Raw genomic sequence first — 18,692 nt, forward strand, 5'->3', positions numbered from 1 at the left:
GCGCCCCGACGTGAGCTGCCGCTATATTTAGATCTGCAGTCGGGGGAATGAATTTTTGGTACACCAAATTTAGTGGCGGTCCCCGCGCCAGGATCGAATCACGCTTTCAAGCGGGAATTCATGCAGCGAAAGCGTGATGAAGACGACCATTGTCATTTCGCTGCTGCTTCGGAAGTCGACTCGATAAGCAACGCGGTACTCGGCGCGAGTGCTGGCCCGCAGCCAGACCGGGAGGGTTGGGCGATGAACTTTTCAGTGTTGCCGCCGGAGGTCAACTCCGCGCTGATATTCACGGGGCCCGGAGCGGAGCCGATGCGCACGGCTGCGACGGCCTGGGGCGGGATGGCCGTGGAACTGGAGTCCGCGGCAGACTCTTTCGCTTCGGTGACCTCGGGGCTGGTCGGTGGCGCGTGGCAGGGAGCATCGTCGGTAGCGATGGGGACCGCTGCGGCTTCCTACCTCGGGTGGCTGAACGCGGCGGCGGCCCATGCCGAACAGGCCGCCGCCCAGGCTGAGGCGTTGGTGGCCGAGTTCGCCGCTGCGCAGTCAGCGATGGTGCAGCCCTTCCTGCTCGCGGCTAACCGTTCCAGCCTGGTGTCGCTGGTGCTGTCGAACCTGTTCGGCCAAAACGCGCCGGCGATCGCGGCCGTCGAAGCCGAGTATGAGCAGATGTGGGCACTGGATGTGTCAACGATGGCGACCTACCATGCCGGTGCTTCGGCGGCGGCAGCATCGCTGACACCGCTGGCACAGCCTCTGCAGAATCTGTCGGACCTGCCGGGCAGGGTGATCGCGGCATTCGGAAATGGTGCGCCCGCAACCACGGTCACCGCTGCGGTCACGGCGCTGCGGCTACCGGCGGACGCCAGCACTGTCAACTTCGGGCTCGCCAATATCGGTAGCGGCAACGTCGGTAACGCGAACAACGGCATCGGCAACCTCGGCAGCGGCAACCTCGGCAACTTCAATCTCGGATCCGGAAATCTCGGCAGCTCCAATGCCGGCTGGGCGAACTTGGGTAGCAACAACATTGGTGGCGCAAACAGTGGCGGCAATAACCTGGGCTGGGGGAACCTGGGCGCTCTCAACACTGGGTTTGCCAACGCGGGTTCCGGCAACTTTGGCTTTGCCAATACCGGAAACAACAACATCGGCATCGGGCTGACCGGCGACAATCAGGTTGGTATCGGCGGGTTGAACTCCGGCGTCGGCAACTTCGGCCTGTTCAACTCGGGCACCGGAAACGTCGGCCTGTTCAATTCAGGTACCGGGAACTTCGGCATCGGAAACTCTGGTGCCTACGGCACCGGACTCTTCAACTCCGGGCAGGCCAACACGGGCTTGCTCAATGCGGGATCGTTCAACACCGGCCTGCTTGACGTCGGCAACGCGAACACCGGCAGTCTCAACACCGGCGCATTCAACATCGGCGACATGAACAACGGCCTGTTCAACACGGGCGAGATGAACAACGGCATCTTCTATCGTGGCGTTGGCCAGGGCAATTTCTACTTCTCCATCACTACGCCCGACTTGACCTTGCCGCCTCTTGAAATCCCCGGAATTACCATCCCCAATCTGAGCCTGCCGCCGATTACTTTGCCCGCGTTGACGATTCCTGCGGCGACTACGCCGGCGAATGTTGTGGTGGGTGGGTTTGATTTGCCGGGGGTGACGTTGTCGGCGTTGACGATTCCTGCGGCGACTACGCCGGCGAATGTTGTGGTGGGTGGGTTTGATTTGCCGGGGGTGACGTTGCCGGCGTTGACGATTCCTGCGGCGACTACGCCGGCGAATGTTGTGGTGGGTGGGTTTGATTTGCCGGGGGTGACGTTGCCGGCGTTGACGATTCCTGCGGCGACTACGCCGGCGGACATTGTGGTGGGTGGGTTCGATCTGCCGGAGTTGGGTATTCCGTCGTTGGCGATTCCGCCTTTGACGTTGGCGGAGGGTACGACGGTGGGTGCGTTTAGTCTGCCGCAGCTGGGTATTCCGTCGTTGACGATACCGTCCTTGACGATACCCGCTGGCACCACGGTCGGCGGCTTTGACCTACCTGCCCTACAGACGCGATCGATCACCGTCGGTGGAATAGACGCGGGCGGATTTAGGACCCCCGCCATCAGCACCGTGTCCAGCATCGGCTACCTGGAGTTGCCGACGGTGACAATTCCTGGAATCAGGGTCAACAACTTTGTTGCCTTCCTTCCCAACAACATAGAATTCCTGCAAACGGGCCAACCCGGAGTGATCTCCCAAATCGGAGGCCTCGAGCACCAGGCATACATCTCTACGGGTGACATCGTCATCCAAGGGTTCAATATCAGCGGCATCGGCTTCTCGCTTCCCCAGATCGACGTTGGAGCCTTCACCTTGCCCGAGTTGACCATCCCGCCCATCGGCATTCCGCCCACGATCGTGGGCGCGTTTACCTTGCCGGAGATTACGACCCCGGTGATCACGACTCCGCCGTTGGTGGTTGATCCGGTTGCGGTGGGTGGGTTTACGTTGCCGGAGATTACGACGCTGGAGTTCACGACTCCGCCGTTGGTGGTTGATCCGGTTGCGGTGGGTGGGTTTACGTTGCCGGAGATTACGACGCTGGAGTTCACGACTCCGCCGTTGGTGGTTGATCCGGTTGCGGTGGGTGGGTTTACGTTGCCGGAGATTACGACGCTGGAGTTCACGACTCCGCCGTTGGTGGTTGATCCGGTTGCGGTGGGTGGGTTTACGTTGCCGGAGATTACGACGCTGGAGTTCACGACTCCGCCGTTGGTGGTTGATCCGGTTGCGGTGGGTGGGTTTACGTTGCCGGAGATTACGACGCTGGAGTTCACGACTCCGCCGTTGGTGGTTGATCCGGTTGCGGTGGGTGGGTTTACGTTGCCGGAGATTACGACGCTGGAGTTCACGACTCCGCCGTTGGTGGTTGATCCGGTTGCGGTGGGTGGGTTTACGTTGCCGGAGATTACGACGCTGGAGTTCACGACTCCGCCGTTGGTGGTTGATCCGGTTGCGGTGGGTGGGTTTACGTTGCCGGAGATTACGACGCTGGAGTTCACGACTCCGCCGTTGGTGGTTGATCCGGTTGCGGTGGCGGGGTTCACGTTGCCCCAGATCAGTACCCCGCAGTTCACCACGGCGCCAATAACCATCCCGCCGATCGGCTTGGGGTCGTTCACCACACCGCCACTCACCATCCCAAGCATCCATCTGCCCGGCACCACCATCGGGGAGTTCGCATTCCCAGCGGGGCCCGGCTACCTGAACTCGAGCGCTACCCCCTCATCGGGCTTCTTCAATTCCGGTGCCGGTGGCAACTCGGGTCTGGGCAACAACGGATCCGGGCTTTCCGGCTGGTTCAACACCAACCCCGTCGGGTTACTGGGGGGCTCGGGGTACCAGAACTACGGGGGACTTTCCTCCGGATTCTCAAATCTGGGCAGCGGGGTGTCGGGCTTCGCCAACACCGGTGTCCGGCCGTTCTCGTTGACGGGCCTGATCTCCGGCTTCGCGAACATCGGGAGCAACCTTTCGGGCTTCTTCGGGAGCAACCTGCCGTGAAACACGGCGGGGTGGTGAATGCCCGGCACCCGCCTCTCCGAGGCCATGGTTTTGATATCGAATGAGGGGGCCGGACTGGGGTAGAAATGAAAGCGGTATTCGACAGACCGCAGATAGCCCCGCGTCGGGGTTTGATATGGGACTGGCGGCGCAATCGGTGCGGCTATTTTGTGGTCGTCGGGGGTAATCTCCGGACGGCGAAAACAGCGGTTCTGAGTGCATTGAATGACGGTCCCTGCGCTGATCCGGGACTGGAAAAGCGGGGGTGTGACGGCGGTCGGCCAGCCTGCGTGGGTAGTGCTGAAAGTACTTCTGGACAGCGGAATATGGGCGTTCTGTCGGCGCTGCAGTACTCGTTGCGGTGACCGGAGACGCCGTTGTCGCATCGGCTGCCGACGGGCGAGCCGGTCCTGTCCGATTCGTCTGAATTACCTGGTCGCGATCGATCGTTGATGCATTTTTCTCATGTGAGCGCTGTCCGTATGTCTTTTGTTGCTCACAAAATTGATCGGCCAAATATGATAATTGAGAAGCGCGATTTATTTGTTCATGGTGGGCGTGCTGCGAGGGGTCGCCTTCAATCGCGGCTGCATGTCGTGGTGGTGGCCATGTTGTACTGCGCGACAATCACCGTTGTTGCGCCGGACTCGGCGCGCGCCGACGGCGGCTTCGAATCCGAAGGCGATCAAAGCCAATACGACCAGTTCTACACTCCGCCAGACCCGCTGCCGCCCGGCGAGCCGGGCGACTTGATCCGCACCGAGCCATCGCGACTGGTGCTGGAACCATCCGGTCAGCTGGGCGCGATCATGGCAACCGGAACTCGCATCATGTACCGAAGCACCGACACCCGGGGAAACCCGATCGCAGTCACCGGCACGTATTTCGAGCCCGATAATCCCTGGTCGGGAAGCGGGCCGCGGCCGCTGCTCAGCTACGCGCCAGGCACCGTCGGGCAGGGGGATCAGTGCGCGCTGTCGCGGGTCTTCAACCAAGGCATCCACTGGTCGCCGTGGCTGGACCTGATGGTCAACTACGAAGAGACGTTCGTCGCGACCATGGTGGCCCGCGGGTTTGCCATCGTGATGACCGACTACGAGGGGCTGGGAACTCCCGGAACGCATACCTATGTCAATCGGCTGGCCGAGGGGCACGCGGTGCTCGACGCCGCGCGCGCCGCGCAGCGACTGCCGGGAACATCGTTGGACCCACATGGCCCCGTTGCCTTCTGGGGGTATTCGCAAGGCGGTGGGGCCGCGGCCTCGGCGGCCGAACTCGTGTCGAGCTACGCGCCCGAACTCGATGTGGTGGGCACGTACGCGGGTGCGCCGCCCGCCGATCTCGTCGAGATGCTGCCCTATATGGATGGCAACGTACTGGTAGGCGCCGCCGGCTACCTGATCAACGGATTCATCTACGCCTACCCGGAACTGGCGGATGCGATTCACGAACGGATGACCCCGCGCGGGGAGGACCTGCTCGCCAAAACGCGTCACCAGTGCGTCCAGGAGACGTCGTTCAAGTTCATGTTCCGCCATCTTCGGGGCTACTTCACCAAGGACTTGGACCAACTGGTCCGTGAGGAGCCGTTCAAGGCGCTGTTCGAAGCCCAGCGACTCGGACGGCACCAGCCACCGGCGCCGGTCCTCATCGTCAACAACCGCTACGACCCGCTGGTGCCCTGGACCCAAGCCAACCAGCTCGGGCGCGATTGGTGTGCGCAGGGTGCGCAGGTCGAGTTCTGGACCAACGAGGAGCCGCCGTTTCTCAACAAGGCCTCGGTCAACCATGCGCTGACTTTCTGGGTGGACGGCGAGCGTGCCCTACAGTGGTTCGCCGACCGATTCAACGGCCTTCCCGCCGCGTCCAACTGTGGCCAGTTCTGAGCAGACGGCTACGGCGGCCGCGCCGGCCCTGGGCAACGGGCGGGTGGCGTTGGGCAGGCGGGGCCCGACCGGTGTGGGGCGTTGCATCGCGCTGCCGTTGGTGAGCGCACCTGGTCGGTCGTCTTGGCAAGATCAATGGTCATTCGGTCCGGTCCGGGCGCTGGCCAAACGGCCGCCCGAGGAGGGTCGCGCTGCGCCGATGATCCAGTTCGTCGGTGACGTCACCTGGGATTTGGCCGAACCGCTGATCTGAGGCATACTGTTCAGGTTGTCTTCAGCCGGGTTCACGCCTGGCCGGGCATCCGACCGGCGTCCACACGGGCGCGTCCGGTCCCATCCTTGGAGTTCGACCAAATTTTGGCGCCTACAAGGCTGCGTGCGGGTGACACGCCCGACCGCGGGGGCCGGTGTACCACGACAGGTAAACAGCGGCGCAGTATCCAGCGCGCGCAGTTCGACCCGGCAGAGACCGGGCCGATCGGCGGGCTGGGGGCACCAGGTCCGAACACGGGCCTCAAGTTTTTAGAGTGAGGTAGGAGAAGCGTGGCGGGACAGAAGATCCGCATCAGGCTCAAGGCCTACGACCACGAGGCTATTGACGCTTCGGCGCGCAAGATCGTCGAGACGGTGGTCCGTACCGGCGCCAGCGTGGTTGGTCCGGTGCCGTTGCCGACCGAGAAGAACGTGTACTGCGTCATTCGCTCACCGCACAAGTACAAGGACTCGCGGGAGCACTTCGAGATGCGTACGCACAAGCGGTTGATCGACATCATCGATCCGACGCCGAAGACGGTTGACGCACTCATGCGCATCGACCTTCCGGCCAGTGTCGACGTCAACATCCAGTAGGAGGTTCTGAGAGCATGGCACGAATGGGCATTCTCGGTACGAAGCTGGGCATGACGCAGGTCTTCGACGAGAACAACAAAGTCGTACCTGTGACGGTGGTCAAGGCGGGGCCGAACGTTGTAACGCGTATCCGCACACCGGAGCGCGACGGGTACAGCGCAGTGCAGCTGGCCTACGGCGAAATCAGTCCGCGCAAGGTCAACAAGCCGGTCACCGGCCAGTACACCGCCGCGGGCGTCAACCCCCGGCGTCACCTGGCTGAGCTGCGGCTCGACGATGCCGAGGCGGTCACCGAGTACGAAGTCGGCCAGGAGCTGACGGCGGAGATCTTCGCCGACGGCAGCTACGTCGATGTCACCGGTACCTCCAAGGGCAAGGGCTTCGCCGGCACCATGAAGCGTCACGGCTTCAGCGGCCAGGGCGCCAGCCACGGTGCCCAGGCGGTGCACCGCCGGCCGGGTTCCATCGGTGGCTGTGCCACTCCCGCGCGCGTCTTCAAGGGCACGCGGATGGCCGGCCGGATGGGTAACGACCGGGTGACCGTGCAGAACCTGTTGGTGCACAAGGTCGATGTCGAGCAAGGTGTGTTGTTGATCAAGGGCGCGGTTCCCGGCCGTACCGGTGGGCTCGTAATGGTCCGCAGCGCGATCAAACGAGGTGAGAAGTAATGGCTGCGCAAAACCAAAGCGCCCAGAAAGACTTGGAAATTCAGGTCAAGACGCCGGACGGCAAGGTCGACGGTTCCGTCGCACTGCCGGCCGAGCTGTTCGATGTTCCGGCGAACATCGCCCTGATGCACCAGGTGGTTACCGCTCAGCGTGCAGCGGCCCGTCAGGGTACGCACTCGACCAAGACACGCGGCGACGTCAGTGGCGGTGGCCGTAAGCCATACCGGCAGAAGGGCACTGGCCGCGCCCGTCAAGGTTCGACGCGGGCCCCGCAGTTCACCGGCGGTGGTGTGGTGCACGGTCCGAAACCGCGCGACTACAGCCAGCGCACCCCCAAGAAGATGATCGCGGCCGCGTTGCGCGGGGCGTTGTCGGACCGGGCGCGCAACGGGCGTATCCACGCCGTCACCGAGTTGGTCGCAGGCCAGACTCCGTCGACCAAGAGCGCCAAGACATTCCTGGCCACCATCACCGATCGCAAGCAGGTGCTGGTGGTCATCGGACGCGATGACCAGACCGGCGTCAAGAGCGTGCGCAACCTGCCCGGTGTGCACATTCTGTCCCCGGACCAGCTCAACACCTACGACGTGCTGCGCGCCGACGACGTGGTCTTCAGTGTTGAGGCGCTCAACGCCTATATCGCCGCCAACACGTCCGAGGAGGTTTCGGCCTAATGGCGACCATCGTTGACCCGCGCGACATCATTCTGGCGCCGGTGATTTCGGAGAAGTCCTACGCGCTGCTCGATGACAACGTGTACACATTCGTGGTGCACCCCGATTCGAACAAGACCCAGATCAAGATCGCTATCGAGAAGATCTTTGCGGTCAAGGTCGCATCGGTGAACACCGCCAACCGGCAGGGTAAGCGCAAGCGCACCCGGACTGGGTACGGCAAGCGCAAGAGCACCAAGCGCGCCATCGTCACCCTGGCGCCGGGCAGCAAGCCGATCGATCTGTTCGGAGCGCCGGCATAGCCGGGCGCGAGACAAGGACCTGATTAGACATGGCAATTCGCAAGTACAAGCCCACGACCCCGGGTCGGCGCGGCGCGAGCGTGTCGGACTTCGCCGAAATCACTCGCTCGACTCCGGAGAAGTCGCTGGTTCGCCCGCTGCACGGTCATGGCGGGCGTAACGCACACGGCCGCATCACCACTCGCCACAAGGGTGGTGGCCACAAGCGTGCCTACCGGGTGATCGACTTCCGTCGTAATGACAAGGACGGGGTCAACGCCAAGGTTGCGCACATCGAGTACGACCCCAACCGCACCGCCCGCATCGCGCTGCTTAATTTTCTCGACGGCGAGAAGCGCTACATCATTGCGCCCAACGGTCTTTCCCAGGGCGACGTCGTCGAGTCGGGTGCCAACGCCGACATCAAGCCCGGCAACAACCTGCCGCTACGCAACATCCCGGCCGGCACCTTGGTGCACGCCGTGGAGTTGCGGCCCGGCGGTGGCGCCAAGCTTGCCCGCTCGGCGGGATCGAGCATCCAGTTGCTCGGTAAGGAAGCCAGCTACGCCTCGCTGCGTATGCCCAGCGGCGAGATCCGTCGGGTCGACGTTCGGTGCCGCGCCACGGTCGGTGAGGTGGGCAACGCCGAGCAGGCAAACATCAACTGGGGTAAGGCCGGTCGTATGCGGTGGAAGGGCAAGCGCCCGTCCGTCCGTGGTGTGGTGATGAACCCGGTCGACCACCCGCACGGCGGTGGTGAGGGTAAGACCTCCGGTGGCCGTCACCCGGTGAGCCCGTGGGGCAAGCCAGAAGGCCGTACCCGCAACCCGAACAAAGCGAGCAACAAGCTTATCGTCCGACGCCGGCGCACCGGCAAGAAGCACGGGCGCTAGGACGTCGAGGAGTAGCGAACAATGCCACGCAGCCTGAAGAAGGGCCCGTTCGTCGACGACCACCTGCTGAAGAAGGTCGACGTGCAGAACGAGAAGAACACCAAGCAGGTCATCAAGACCTGGTCGCGGCGTTCGACCATCATCCCGGACTTCATCGGCCACACCTTCGCGGTGCACGATGGCCGCAAGCATGTCCCGGTGTTCGTCACCGAGTCGATGGTCGGTCACAAGCTCGGTGAATTTGCCCCCACGCGCACGTTCAAGGGACATATCAAGGACGACCGAAAGAGCAAGCGGCGATGACAACAACCACTGAATTCCCGTCGGCGACCGCCAAGGCGCGGTTCGTGCGGGTGTCGCCGAGAAAGGCGCGCCGGGTAATTGACCTGGTGCGTGGCAGGTCGGTTTCAGACGCGCTCGACATCCTGCGTTGGGCGCCGCAGGCCGCCAGCGAGCCGGTCGCCAAGGTGATTGCCAGTGCGGCCGCCAACGCGCAGAACAACAACGGCTTGGACCCGGCGACCTTGGTCGTGGCCACGGTCTACGCCGACGAGGGCCCGACCGCCAAGCGCATCCGCCCGCGGGCGCAGGGACGCGCGTTCCGGATCCGCAAGCGGACCAGCCACATCACCGTGGTGGTGGAGAGCCGGCCGAGCAAGGACCAGCGGTCTTCGAAGTCGTCGCGGGCTCGCCGCGCCGAGGGCAGCAAGGCCGCCGCAACGGCGCCCGCGAAGAAGTCCTCGGCCAGCAAGGCGGCGGCGAAGAAGGCCGCCACCAAGGCACCGGCGACAAAGGCGGCCACCAAAGCCGAGTCCAAGACTTCTGAGACTTCTGAAGCGAAGGGAGGCTCAGACTAGTGGGCCAGAAGATCAACCCGCACGGCTTCCGCTTGGGCATCACCACCGACTGGAAGTCGCGTTGGTATGCCGACAAGCAGTACGCCGACTACGTCAAGGAAGACGTCGCCATCCGTCGGCTGCTGTCCAGCGGCCTTGAGCGCGCCGGAATCGCCGACGTGGAGATCGAGCGCACTCGTGACCGGGTCCGGGTCGACATCCACACCGCGCGTCCGGGCATCGTCATTGGCCGCCGTGGCACCGAGGCCGACCGCATCCGTGCGGATCTGGAGAAGCTGACCGGCAAGCAGGTTCAGCTCAACATCCTCGAAGTCAAAAACCCTGAGTCGCAAGCGCAACTGGTGGCCCAAGGGGTCGCTGAGCAGCTGAGCAACCGGGTGGCGTTCCGCCGGGCGATGCGTAAAGCCATCCAGTCCGCGATGCGTCAGCCCAACGTCAAGGGCATCCGGGTGCAGTGCTCGGGTCGTCTTGGTGGCGCGGAGATGAGCCGGTCGGAGTTCTACCGCGAGGGCCGGGTTCCGCTGCACACGCTGCGCGCGGACATCGACTACGGCCTGTATGAGGCCAAGACTACCTTCGGCCGGATCGGTGTGAAGGTGTGGATCTACAAGGGCGACATCGTCGGCGGCAAGCGCGAATTGGCCGCCGCCGTTCCCGCGGGCGCCGACCGTCCGCGCCGCGAGCGGCCGGCGGGCAGCCGTCCGCGCCGCAGCGGTGCTTCCGGCACCACGGCCACCGGCACCGAAGCCGGACGCGCCGTGGGTAGCGAAGAGCCCGCCGCCGCAGAAAGCGCTACCACCCCCGAAGCGCAGAGCACGGAGAGCTAAATCATGTTGATTCCCCGTAAGGTTAAGCACCGCAAGCAACATCACCCCCGCCAGCGTGGCATCGCCAGTGGCGGGACGTCGGTGAACTTCGGCGACTATGGGATCCAGGCCCTCGAGCACGCCTACGTCACCAACCGGCAGATCGAGTCCGCTCGTATCGCCATCAACCGGCACATCAAGCGTGGCGGCAAGGTGTGGATCAACATCTTCCCGGACCGTCCCCTGACCAAGAAGCCGGCCGAAACCCGGATGGGTTCGGGTAAGGGCTCCCCGGAGTGGTGGGTGGCCAACGTCAAGCCGGGCCGGGTGCTGTTCGAACTCAGCTACCCCAACGAAGCGATCGCACGAGCGGCGCTGACCCGCGCGATCCACAAGCTGCCGATCAAGGCACGCATCATCACCCGAGAGGAGCAGTTCTGATGGCAGTGGGAATTTCCCCTGGCGAACTGCGCGAGCTCACCGAAGAAGAGCTGACCGAGCGTCTGCGCGAATCCAAGGAAGAGCTGTTCAACCTGCGTTTCCAGATGGCGACCGGACAGCTCAACAACAACCGCCGGCTGCGCACGGTGCGTCAGGAAATCGCACGCGTCTACACCGTGTTGCGCGAACGAGAATTGGGTCTGGCGGCTGGACCCGGCGAACCCGATGGTAAGGAATCGTGATGGCAGAGGCGAAGACTGGCGCTAAGGCCACCAAGTCCGCAGCGGCGGGCGCGGTCGATGGCGCTTCCAAGGAAAAGGGTCCCAAGCACACGCTGAGCACTCCTAAGCCGAGCGGTCGTCGCAAGACGCGCATCGGCTACGTCGTGAGCGACAAGATGCAGAAGACCATCGTGGTCGAGCTCGAAGACCGCGTGCGTCACCCGCTCTACGCCAAGATCATTCGCACCACCAAGAAGGTCAAGGTGCACGACGAGCACAGCGCCGCCGGCATCGGCGACCGCGTTTCCCTGATGGAGACGCGTCCGCTGTCGGCCACCAAGCGCTGGCGGCTCGTCGAAATTCTCGAGAAGGCCAAGTAAAGATCGGGCGACAGCCCAGCTTTCGAAGCAGCCGGTCCGGTGGCAAGCGCCACCTGGCCGGCTGCTTCGTCTAGCGGCTTGGGCCGATGAGATTGGCGCGCAGGCCGTGCACGAAGGCGCGCAGTCGCTCCGGCGTCGCGGTCTGCGGTTCACTGAGGCGCAACTGCAGTAGTTCGCGCCCGGTGGCGTACAGGACCCGGGCGGTGTACTCGGGATCATCTAGCTGCGGATTGAGTCGCTGCAGTTCCCCTTGTAGGAACTCACGCACGATCGTCTGAGACTGGGCGAGCCGGGTATGCAGTTGCGGGGGAGCGCCCTGCGGCGGGAACAAGAACAGCCGCCAGGTTGCCGTGTGGGCGTCCACAGCCGCTAGCACACCGTCAAACGCACGCACCAAGGTTTGGTTCTCTTCGCTGGGCTCGCCCAGGTCGCTGATCGCTTCGGCGAACTGTTCGCCTGCCCGGCCGGCTTCACGGTCGATGAGGGCGACGAACAGGCCCGCCGGGCCGCTGAACTGCTGGTAGATCAGCGATCGATTGATCCCGGCCTCCCGCGCGATGCGGATCGGCGTTGCGGCGTGGAAACCGTCGGCGTCGATGATGGCATGGGTCACGTCGAGGATCTGCTCGCGCCGCCCTTGCGCGGTCATTCGCCGCTTCGCCGTGCTCGAGTCGGCCTCGGTCACACTTGACAGCCTAACTAACACCTTGTGAGTATTACTCACAAGGTGTTAGTTATCCAGGAGGTCGTGATGGTCGCCCACTACCCCGAACTCGCGCGGCGGGTGCGCAGCCAACGCGAATTGCAGCCCGACCTCTACGGCGGCTTCGACTTCGACCATCAGCCGGAACGGCTGGCCACCGAGCCCGACGTCGACTCCGCCCTGCCGACCTGGGTCGCTGATCGCGCACCGATCCTGGAAGAGGACCGCGTCCTGGAGCTGATCAGCACTGCCACCATGCTCGGAGACGTCGTCGCCGATCCCTACGCGGCACTGATGTCCACACGCACCGTCACGCAACTGATCGACATGCTCAAGACGGCCTGCCGGAAGGGAATCGAGGCGGTGCCGGACGCGCCCGCCGAGTTGGCGTCGTTCATCGCCGCCATGGAGGTGACCCCGGACTGGATCGACTTCGAGCTGGTACGCGAGGGTGCCCGGGTCGAGCGCATCCCCGCCGCGCTGCTGGCCCCCTTCATTACTAGGGGGGCCTTCATCGCGACCTTCACCAACACCTACGCCGCGCTGCCGATGGCACTGACCGGTGCGCTCTCCGGCAAGCGGGCAGCCCGGCGGGTCAACGAGACAGCCAGTTTTTTCGCCGTCACCACCCTGCCCGGTGCGCTGGACCGTTACGGTCCAGGTTTCGAAGCCGCCGCCATGGTCCGGCTGATGCACTCGATGGTCCGCTACAACGCCCTGAAGAAGTCCGACAAGTGGGGCCGAAAATGGGACGCAGCCATCTACGGCATGCCGGTGCCGCAGGTCGACCAGATGCCGGCCGGCATGATCGGCCAGTACCTGCTGGCTCGCAAGGCGCGACAGCAGGGCCGGACCGAGTTCACCGCCGAGGAACGCGCCGTCGTCGAATTCGCCAGGTATCGCTGCTTTCTACTCGGTCTGCCGGAGGAACAGCTGCCCGCCGAGCCTGCCGACATCATCCACGTCATGCACGCGCGGGCGGCTCAGTTGCGCCACGGATTCGACGACGTCTGCCGCGAACTCGTCAGCGGCACGATGGCGGCCTACCTGCGCCCCAACACCACGCTGTTCGACCGTTGCGCCGACGCGGTCGAGAAGAGCTTCAGCAAGCTCACGTTCGTCCGCACCTTCTGCGGCAATGACCGCGACCTCGCCGCGGCCGTGGGCGTCACACTCGGGCCCGAAGACCTCTTGCGCGTCGCTTTGACCGCGCCCTTCATCATCGGGCGCTTCACAGCAGTGAGCCACGCCAGCCGCATCCCGGTGCTTCGAGACATCACCGACGCGTACGTCATCGGGCTTCTCAAGCTCCGGCTGGCGACCTACGGCAGGCCTGAGTTCACAACCGATGCAGCGCATTACACTCCTGTCCTGCACTGACGGTGGTGGTGGCCCCCACTGAAATCCTTAGCTGATTGCTATCCGGCGCGTGTAATGTCCACGGACGTTCGGGTGGTCCACTACGGCGAAGAGGCTGGGGCAGATGACGGGGTCGAATGGTTTTCAGGGCAAGATCGAGTTGGATATCCGCGACTCGGAAGCGGATTGGGGTCCGTACGCGGCGCCCACAGCGCCCGAGAATGCGCCCAACATCTTGTACCTGGTCTGGGATGACACCGGAATTGCCACCTGGGACTGCTTCGGCGGGCTGGTGCAGATGCCGACCATGTCACGAATCGCCGAACGCGGCGTGCGACTGACCCAGTTCCACACCACCGCGCTGTGCTCGCCGACGCGGGCGTCGCTGCTGACCGGGCGCAACGCGACCACCGTGGGGATGGCGACCATCGAGGAGTTCACCGACGGGTTCCCCAACTGCAGTGGCCGCATCCCCGCCGATACGGCGCTGCTGTCTGAGGTACTGGCCGAACGTGGTTACAACACCTACTGCGTCGGGAAGTGGCATCTGACGCCGATGGAAGAGTCCAGCATGGCGGCGACGCGACGGCATTGGCCGGTCTCGCGCGGCTTCGAGCGGTTTTACGGGTTCATGGGTGGGGAGACCGACCAGTGGTACCCCGACCTGGTGTACGACAACCATCCGGTCAACCCGCCTGCAACCCCCGAGGATGGCTACCACCTGTCGAAGGACCTTGCCGACAAGACGATTCAGTTCATTCGTGACGCCAAGGTGGTAGCGCCTGACAAGCCCTGGTTCAGCTACGTGTGCCCGGGTGCCGGGCACGCGCCCCATCACGTCTTCAAAGAATGGGCCGACAAGTACGCCGGCAAGTTCGACATGGGCTATGAGCGCTACCGCGAGATCGTGCTGGAAAACCAGAAGGCGATGGGCATTGTGCCGCCCGACACCGAGTTGTCGCCGATCAACCCCTATCTCGACGTCAAAGGCCCCTCGGGCGAGTCGTGGCCGATGCAGGACACGGTGCGGCCCTGGGGCTCGCTGAACGAGGAAGAGAAAAAGCTGTTCAGCCGGATGGCCGAGGTGTTCGCCGGTTTCCTGAGCTATACCGACGCGCAGATCGGGCGGATCCTGGACTATCTCGAGGAATCCGGCGAGCTGGACAACACGATCATCGTGGTGATCTCCGACAATGGCGCCAGCGGCGAGGGCGGTCCCAACGGATCGGTGAACGAAGGCAAGTTCTTCAACGGCTACATCGATACCGTCGAAGAGAGCATGAAACTGTTTGACCACCTCGGCGGGCCCCAGACCTACAATCACTATCCGATCGGTTGGGCGATGGCTTTCAACACGCCCTACAAGCTGTTCAAGCGCTACGCCTCGCATGAGGGCGGTATCGCCGACACGGCAATCATTTCCTGGCCCGACGGAATCGCGGCGCACGGTGAAGTTCGGGACCACTACATCAACGTCTGCGATGTCACGCCGACCGTCTACGACCTGTTGGACATGACGCCGCCGGAGGTCGTCAAGGGCATCGCGCAAAAGCCGCTGGACGGTGTGAGTTTCAAAGCGGCCCTTACCGATCCCGCCGCCGATACCGGCAAGAAGACCCAGTTCTACGCCATGCTGGGAACCCGCGGCATCTGGCATGAGGGCTGGTTCGCCAACACCGTGCACGCTGCGGCCCCGGCGGGATGGTCGCATTTCGACGCCGACCGCTGGGAACTGTTCCACATCGCCCAAGACCGCAGCCAGTGCCATGATCTGGCTGCCGAGCACCCCGACAAGCTGGAGGAACTCAAGGCACTGTGGTTCTCCGAGGCCGCCAAGTACAACGGGCTGCCGCTGGGTGATCTGAACATCATGGAGACGATGATGCGGTCGCGACCGTATCTGGTCGGCGAAAGCACGAGCTACATCTACTACCCCCGGCTGTGCTGAGGTCGGCATCGGTGCCGGGGCCGAGATTCGCGGCCGCTCGTTCGCCTTGGTGGCCGAGGTCACCGTCGATACCACCGGCGCCGAGGGCGTGCTGTTCAAGCAGGGTGGGGCGCACGGCGGTCACGTGTTGTTCATCGCCGACGGTCGCCTGCACTACGTCTACAACTTCCTCGGTGAACGCCAGCAGTTGCTGTCCTCGGTGGGGCCGATTCCGCTGGGCCATCACTTGTTCGGGGTGCGCTATGCGCGGACGGGCACGGTGCCCAACAGCCATACGCCGCTGGGCGACCTTACGATGTACTTCGACCACAACGAGGTGGGCTCGCTTGCAGATGTGACGACCCACCCCGGAACGTTTGGACTTGCTGGTGCGGGCATCACCGTCGGCCGCAACGGCGGTTCTGCAGTGTCGAGTCGCTACAAGGCGCCCTTTGCCTTCACGGGCGGAAGCATCGCCCGAGTGACCATTGACCTATCCGGACGACCATATGAAGACGTGGAAAAAGAACTTGCACTTGCCTTTTCAAGGGACTGACCGGCTGGCCCGATCGTTGTCCGCGGCTCTGGGTGTGGTGAGCCTGGTGTGCCTGTCCGGCGTCTTGTCCGCCTGCGCGGAGCGCGGCGGGTCGGGTTCACCCGGCTTGCATCCCGACCCCGCTAGACCAGTACCGGGAGTCGTAGCGACCCAGCCGGAACAAATACCGCCCCACACAATCGGCTGCGCTCCGTCGCTGACCGGGGAGGGCCGGGCCACCACGGCCGCGGCGGCGGACCAGGACGCCCCCAGAGTCACACTCAGCGTGCCCGACGGCTGGACCGCGCGCGGTGGAAGCGGTGACACGGCGCTGAGCCTGACCGGCCCCGATGGGATGGCGGCGACGGTGACCATCACCGCAACCGACGCGCTGCCAGAGCGTGCCTTCCAGGAGTACACCGCACATCTGGGAGGTTCGATGCGCCGGCTCAACTTCGCCGTCGCGGGGGCACCCTTCTGCGGGTACAGCAGCGAGTTGCTGACCGGCACTCTGCAGGGTCCGTCGGGCGCAATCCAGTTCGCTGACCGCATCACCCACATCTGGACCAACACCAAGATGTACCTGGTGGCCGTGCATCTGGAGGGCCCGGCCGCGGTGGCTGGCTTCACTGCGGCGAAATCCGCATTGATGCAAAACTTTGCCGTCCTCATACCCTGAAGTTGTGCTGACCGAATTGGTCGACCTGCCGGGCGGATCGTTTCGCATGGGGTCGACGAGCTTTTACCCGGAGGAAGCGCCGATCCATAGCGTGTCCGTGCACGCATTCGCGATCGAGCGCTACCCGGTAACCAACGCCCAGTTCGCAGAATTCGTGGCGGCGACGGGCTATATGACGGTTGCAGAGCAGCCCCTTGAACCCGCGTTGTATCCGGGGGTAAATCCGGATGACCTACGTCCGGGTGCGATGGTGTTTCGTCCCACCGCGGGACCGGTCGACCTACGTGACTGGCGTCAGTGGTGGGATTGGGCGCCCGGCGCGAGCTGGCGTCATCCGTGGGGGCCGGACAGCGACGTCGACGACCGGGCCGATCACCCGGTGGTGCAGGTGGCCTATCCGGACGCCGCGGCCTACGCGCGGTGGGCGGGGCGTCGGCTACCGACCGAGGCCGAGTGGGAGTACGCGGCCCGCGGTGCCACCACCACCACCTACGCATGGGGCGACGAAGAGAAACCCGCCGGACAACTGATGGCCAACACCTGGCAGGGCAAGTTCCCCTATCGCAACGACGGAGCGCTCGGCTGGTTCGGAACCTCGCCGGTGGGAACCTTTCCGGCCAATGGGTTCGGCCTGTTCGACATGATCGGCAATGTCTGGGAGTGGACCACAACCCCGTTTTCGGCGCATCACCGCATCGATCAGCCGTCCAAGGCGTGCTGCGCGCCGACCGGGCCCGCCGATCCGACCATCAGCCAGACCCTCAAGGGTGGTTCGCACCTGTGCGCGCCCGAGTATTGCCACCGCTACCGGCCGGCGGCCCGTTCGCCGCAGTCCCAGGACACCGCGACCACCCATATCGGATTCCGCTGCGTGGCGGATCGCTAGCCGGCAACCGGACCGGTCGCGAACTGATTTGGAAACGCCGCCGCAAGGCACCCCGGTTGCTACGATCTGTCACCGTGTCTCGTGACGGGGGCTCGGCTGCATCAGTGCCATCTCCGGCGGTAACCGCGGATGGCAGATAACAACGCTGCGCCGGGTGCGGCCGCCGCCCCGGATCCACCGGCGAATGCCCGGCCCGAACCCAAGCACATGTCGCGGCGCAAGCACCTCGTGCTCGACACCACAATCATTGTGGGCGTCATCGTCGTCTACATATTTTCGCTGTTCGGTTACCACTGGCTGGCCAGCACGCCGGGGCCGCTGCCCAAACCCGACGTCGGCACCACCGACGACACGGTGGTCCTGGTCCGCTTCGAGGCGCTGCATATCGTTGCAAATCGCCTCGATGTGAAAGTTCTGGTGATGCCCGACGATTCGATGATCGACCATCGGCTCAACGTGCTCACCGTGGACACCTCGGTGCGCTTCTACCCGGAAAATGAACTGGCGACCTGCAGTACCCGGTGGGCAAGTCACCCGCCCAGGTAGCCACCACCATCGAAGCGCACGGCGACCCCGGTAACTGGCCATTCGACCGGTACACCACCGACACCATCCAAGCCGATGTCCTGGTGGGAACCGGTGAGAACCGTCAGTACAAGGCCACCCGGGTGGAAGTGACCGGATCGCTGGAGGGCTGGGACATCAGCGTCGAGCGGGTAGGGGACGCCAGTCAGACCTCCGACCGCCCCGACAACGTCATCGTGACCTTCCAGCGGGCCAAGGGGCCGCTGGTCTTCGACCTGGGCATCTGCCTGGTCCTGATCACCCTGCCGACGTTGGCCTTGTTCGTCGCGATCCAGATGATCACCCGCCGGAGAAAGTTTCAGCCACCGTTCGGCACCTGGTATGCGGCGATGCTGTTCGCCGTGGTGCCGTTGCGCAACATCCTTCCGGGTTCTCCGCCCGCGGGTGCGTGGATCGACCAAGCCATCGTCATCTGGGTGCTAATTGCGCTGGCCACGGCCATGGTGGTGTACGTTGTCGCCTGGTATCGCGTGTCTGAATGAGCCGCTGCAAAGCCGG

General features: G+C 64.1%; 18 protein-coding genes and 2 pseudogenes. 19 read left to right on the top strand and 1 reads right to left on the bottom strand.

The genetic code is table 11. The annotated features are described in order from the left end of the window. Positions 1-243 precede the first annotated feature (243 nt). From G6N41_RS12675 to rpsQ, 14 genes are all read left to right on the top strand, one after another. The gene (locus G6N41_RS12675) at positions 244-3,564 is read left to right on the top strand and encodes a PPE family protein (RefSeq protein ID WP_198967535.1); all 3,321 of its coding nucleotides are present in this window, start codon (positions 244-246) and stop codon (positions 3,562-3,564) included. Between the two features lie 608 nt (positions 3,565-4,172). Further along, positions 4,173-5,450 (top strand): lipase family protein, encoded by a 1,278-nt coding sequence (locus G6N41_RS12680; RefSeq protein WP_407663810.1) that lies wholly within the window; start codon positions 4,173-4,175, stop codon positions 5,448-5,450. A 100-nt stretch (positions 5,451-5,550) separates the two neighbouring features. Continuing rightward, positions 5,551-5,703 carry a hypothetical protein gene (locus G6N41_RS28535; protein WP_231608950.1) on the top strand — a complete coding sequence of 51 codons (153 nt, stop codon included), beginning with the start codon at positions 5,551-5,553 and terminating at the stop codon, positions 5,701-5,703. 290 nt (positions 5,704-5,993) lie between these two features. Then, positions 5,994-6,299, top strand: coding sequence for a 30S ribosomal protein S10 (gene rpsJ / locus G6N41_RS12690; RefSeq protein ID WP_003403578.1), 306 nt, complete (start codon positions 5,994-5,996; stop codon positions 6,297-6,299). Between the two features lie 14 nt (positions 6,300-6,313). After that, complete coding sequence (gene rplC, locus G6N41_RS12695; protein ID WP_198967538.1) at positions 6,314-6,967, top strand: 50S ribosomal protein L3; 654 nt, start codon at positions 6,314-6,316, stop codon at positions 6,965-6,967. Next, positions 6,967-7,641 (top strand): 50S ribosomal protein L4, encoded by a 675-nt coding sequence (gene rplD, locus G6N41_RS12700; RefSeq protein WP_012392939.1) that lies wholly within the window; start codon positions 6,967-6,969, stop codon positions 7,639-7,641. The genes rplC and rplD overlap by 1 nt, the downstream gene beginning before the upstream one ends. Continuing rightward, on the top strand, positions 7,641-7,943 hold the full coding sequence (rplW, locus tag G6N41_RS12705; protein WP_012392940.1) for a 50S ribosomal protein L23: 303 nt from the start codon (positions 7,641-7,643) through the stop codon (positions 7,941-7,943). Before rplD ends, rplW begins: the two co-directional genes overlap by 1 nt. A gap of 29 nt (positions 7,944-7,972) precedes the next feature. After that, the gene (rplB, locus tag G6N41_RS12710; RefSeq protein ID WP_198967539.1) at positions 7,973-8,815 is read left to right on the top strand and encodes a 50S ribosomal protein L2; all 843 of its coding nucleotides are present in this window, start codon (positions 7,973-7,975) and stop codon (positions 8,813-8,815) included. Between the two features lie 21 nt (positions 8,816-8,836). Next, positions 8,837-9,118, top strand: a complete 282-nt coding sequence (rpsS, locus tag G6N41_RS12715) for a 30S ribosomal protein S19 (RefSeq protein WP_011739061.1) — start codon at positions 8,837-8,839, stop codon at positions 9,116-9,118. Further along, complete coding sequence (gene rplV / locus G6N41_RS12720; RefSeq protein WP_198967540.1) at positions 9,115-9,672, top strand: 50S ribosomal protein L22; 558 nt, start codon at positions 9,115-9,117, stop codon at positions 9,670-9,672. Before rpsS ends, rplV begins: the two co-directional genes overlap by 4 nt. Further along, complete coding sequence (gene rpsC, locus G6N41_RS12725; protein WP_011739063.1) at positions 9,672-10,499, top strand: 30S ribosomal protein S3; 828 nt, start codon at positions 9,672-9,674, stop codon at positions 10,497-10,499. Before rplV ends, rpsC begins: the two co-directional genes overlap by 1 nt. Positions 10,500-10,502: 3 nt before the next feature. Further along, the gene (gene rplP / locus G6N41_RS12730) at positions 10,503-10,919 is read left to right on the top strand and encodes a 50S ribosomal protein L16 (protein WP_011739064.1); all 417 of its coding nucleotides are present in this window, start codon (positions 10,503-10,505) and stop codon (positions 10,917-10,919) included. Next, on the top strand, positions 10,919-11,161 hold the full coding sequence (gene rpmC, locus G6N41_RS12735) for a 50S ribosomal protein L29 (protein WP_011739065.1): 243 nt from the start codon (positions 10,919-10,921) through the stop codon (positions 11,159-11,161). The genes rplP and rpmC overlap by 1 nt, the downstream gene beginning before the upstream one ends. Then, entirely contained in the window at positions 11,158-11,520 is a 363-nt protein-coding gene (rpsQ, locus tag G6N41_RS12740; RefSeq protein WP_407663753.1) for a 30S ribosomal protein S17, read from the top strand. Before rpmC ends, rpsQ begins: the two co-directional genes overlap by 4 nt. Before the next feature lie 70 nt (positions 11,521-11,590). Here rpsQ and G6N41_RS12745 read toward each other — a convergent pair whose 3' ends face one another. After that, complete coding sequence (locus G6N41_RS12745; protein WP_198967848.1) at positions 11,591-12,169, bottom strand: TetR/AcrR family transcriptional regulator; 579 nt, start codon at positions 12,167-12,169, stop codon at positions 11,591-11,593. A gap of 102 nt (positions 12,170-12,271) precedes the next feature. Between G6N41_RS12745 and G6N41_RS12750 the strand changes: the two genes are divergently transcribed. From G6N41_RS12750 to G6N41_RS12770, 5 genes and pseudogenes are all read left to right on the top strand, one after another. After that, on the top strand, positions 12,272-13,603 hold the full coding sequence (locus tag G6N41_RS12750; protein ID WP_198967542.1) for an oxygenase MpaB family protein: 1,332 nt from the start codon (positions 12,272-12,274) through the stop codon (positions 13,601-13,603). Positions 13,604-13,706: 103 nt separating this feature from the next. After that, positions 13,707-16,065: pseudogene (locus tag G6N41_RS12755) on the top strand (arylsulfatase). Further along, the gene (locus G6N41_RS28540; RefSeq protein ID WP_231608951.1) at positions 16,019-16,723 is read left to right on the top strand and encodes a hypothetical protein; all 705 of its coding nucleotides are present in this window, start codon (positions 16,019-16,021) and stop codon (positions 16,721-16,723) included. Before G6N41_RS12755 ends, G6N41_RS28540 begins: the two are co-directional and overlap by 47 nt. 4 nt (positions 16,724-16,727) lie before the next feature. Beyond that, complete coding sequence (locus G6N41_RS12765; RefSeq protein WP_198967543.1) at positions 16,728-17,609, top strand: formylglycine-generating enzyme family protein; 882 nt, start codon at positions 16,728-16,730, stop codon at positions 17,607-17,609. A 129-nt stretch (positions 17,610-17,738) separates the two neighbouring features. After that, positions 17,739-18,676, top strand: a pseudogene (locus G6N41_RS12770) (DUF4436 domain-containing protein). Positions 18,677-18,692: the final 16 nt, after the last annotated feature.

This window comes from Mycobacterium shottsii (genome assembly GCF_010728525.1).
Lineage (GTDB): Bacteria > Actinomycetota > Actinomycetes > Mycobacteriales > Mycobacteriaceae > Mycobacterium > Mycobacterium marinum.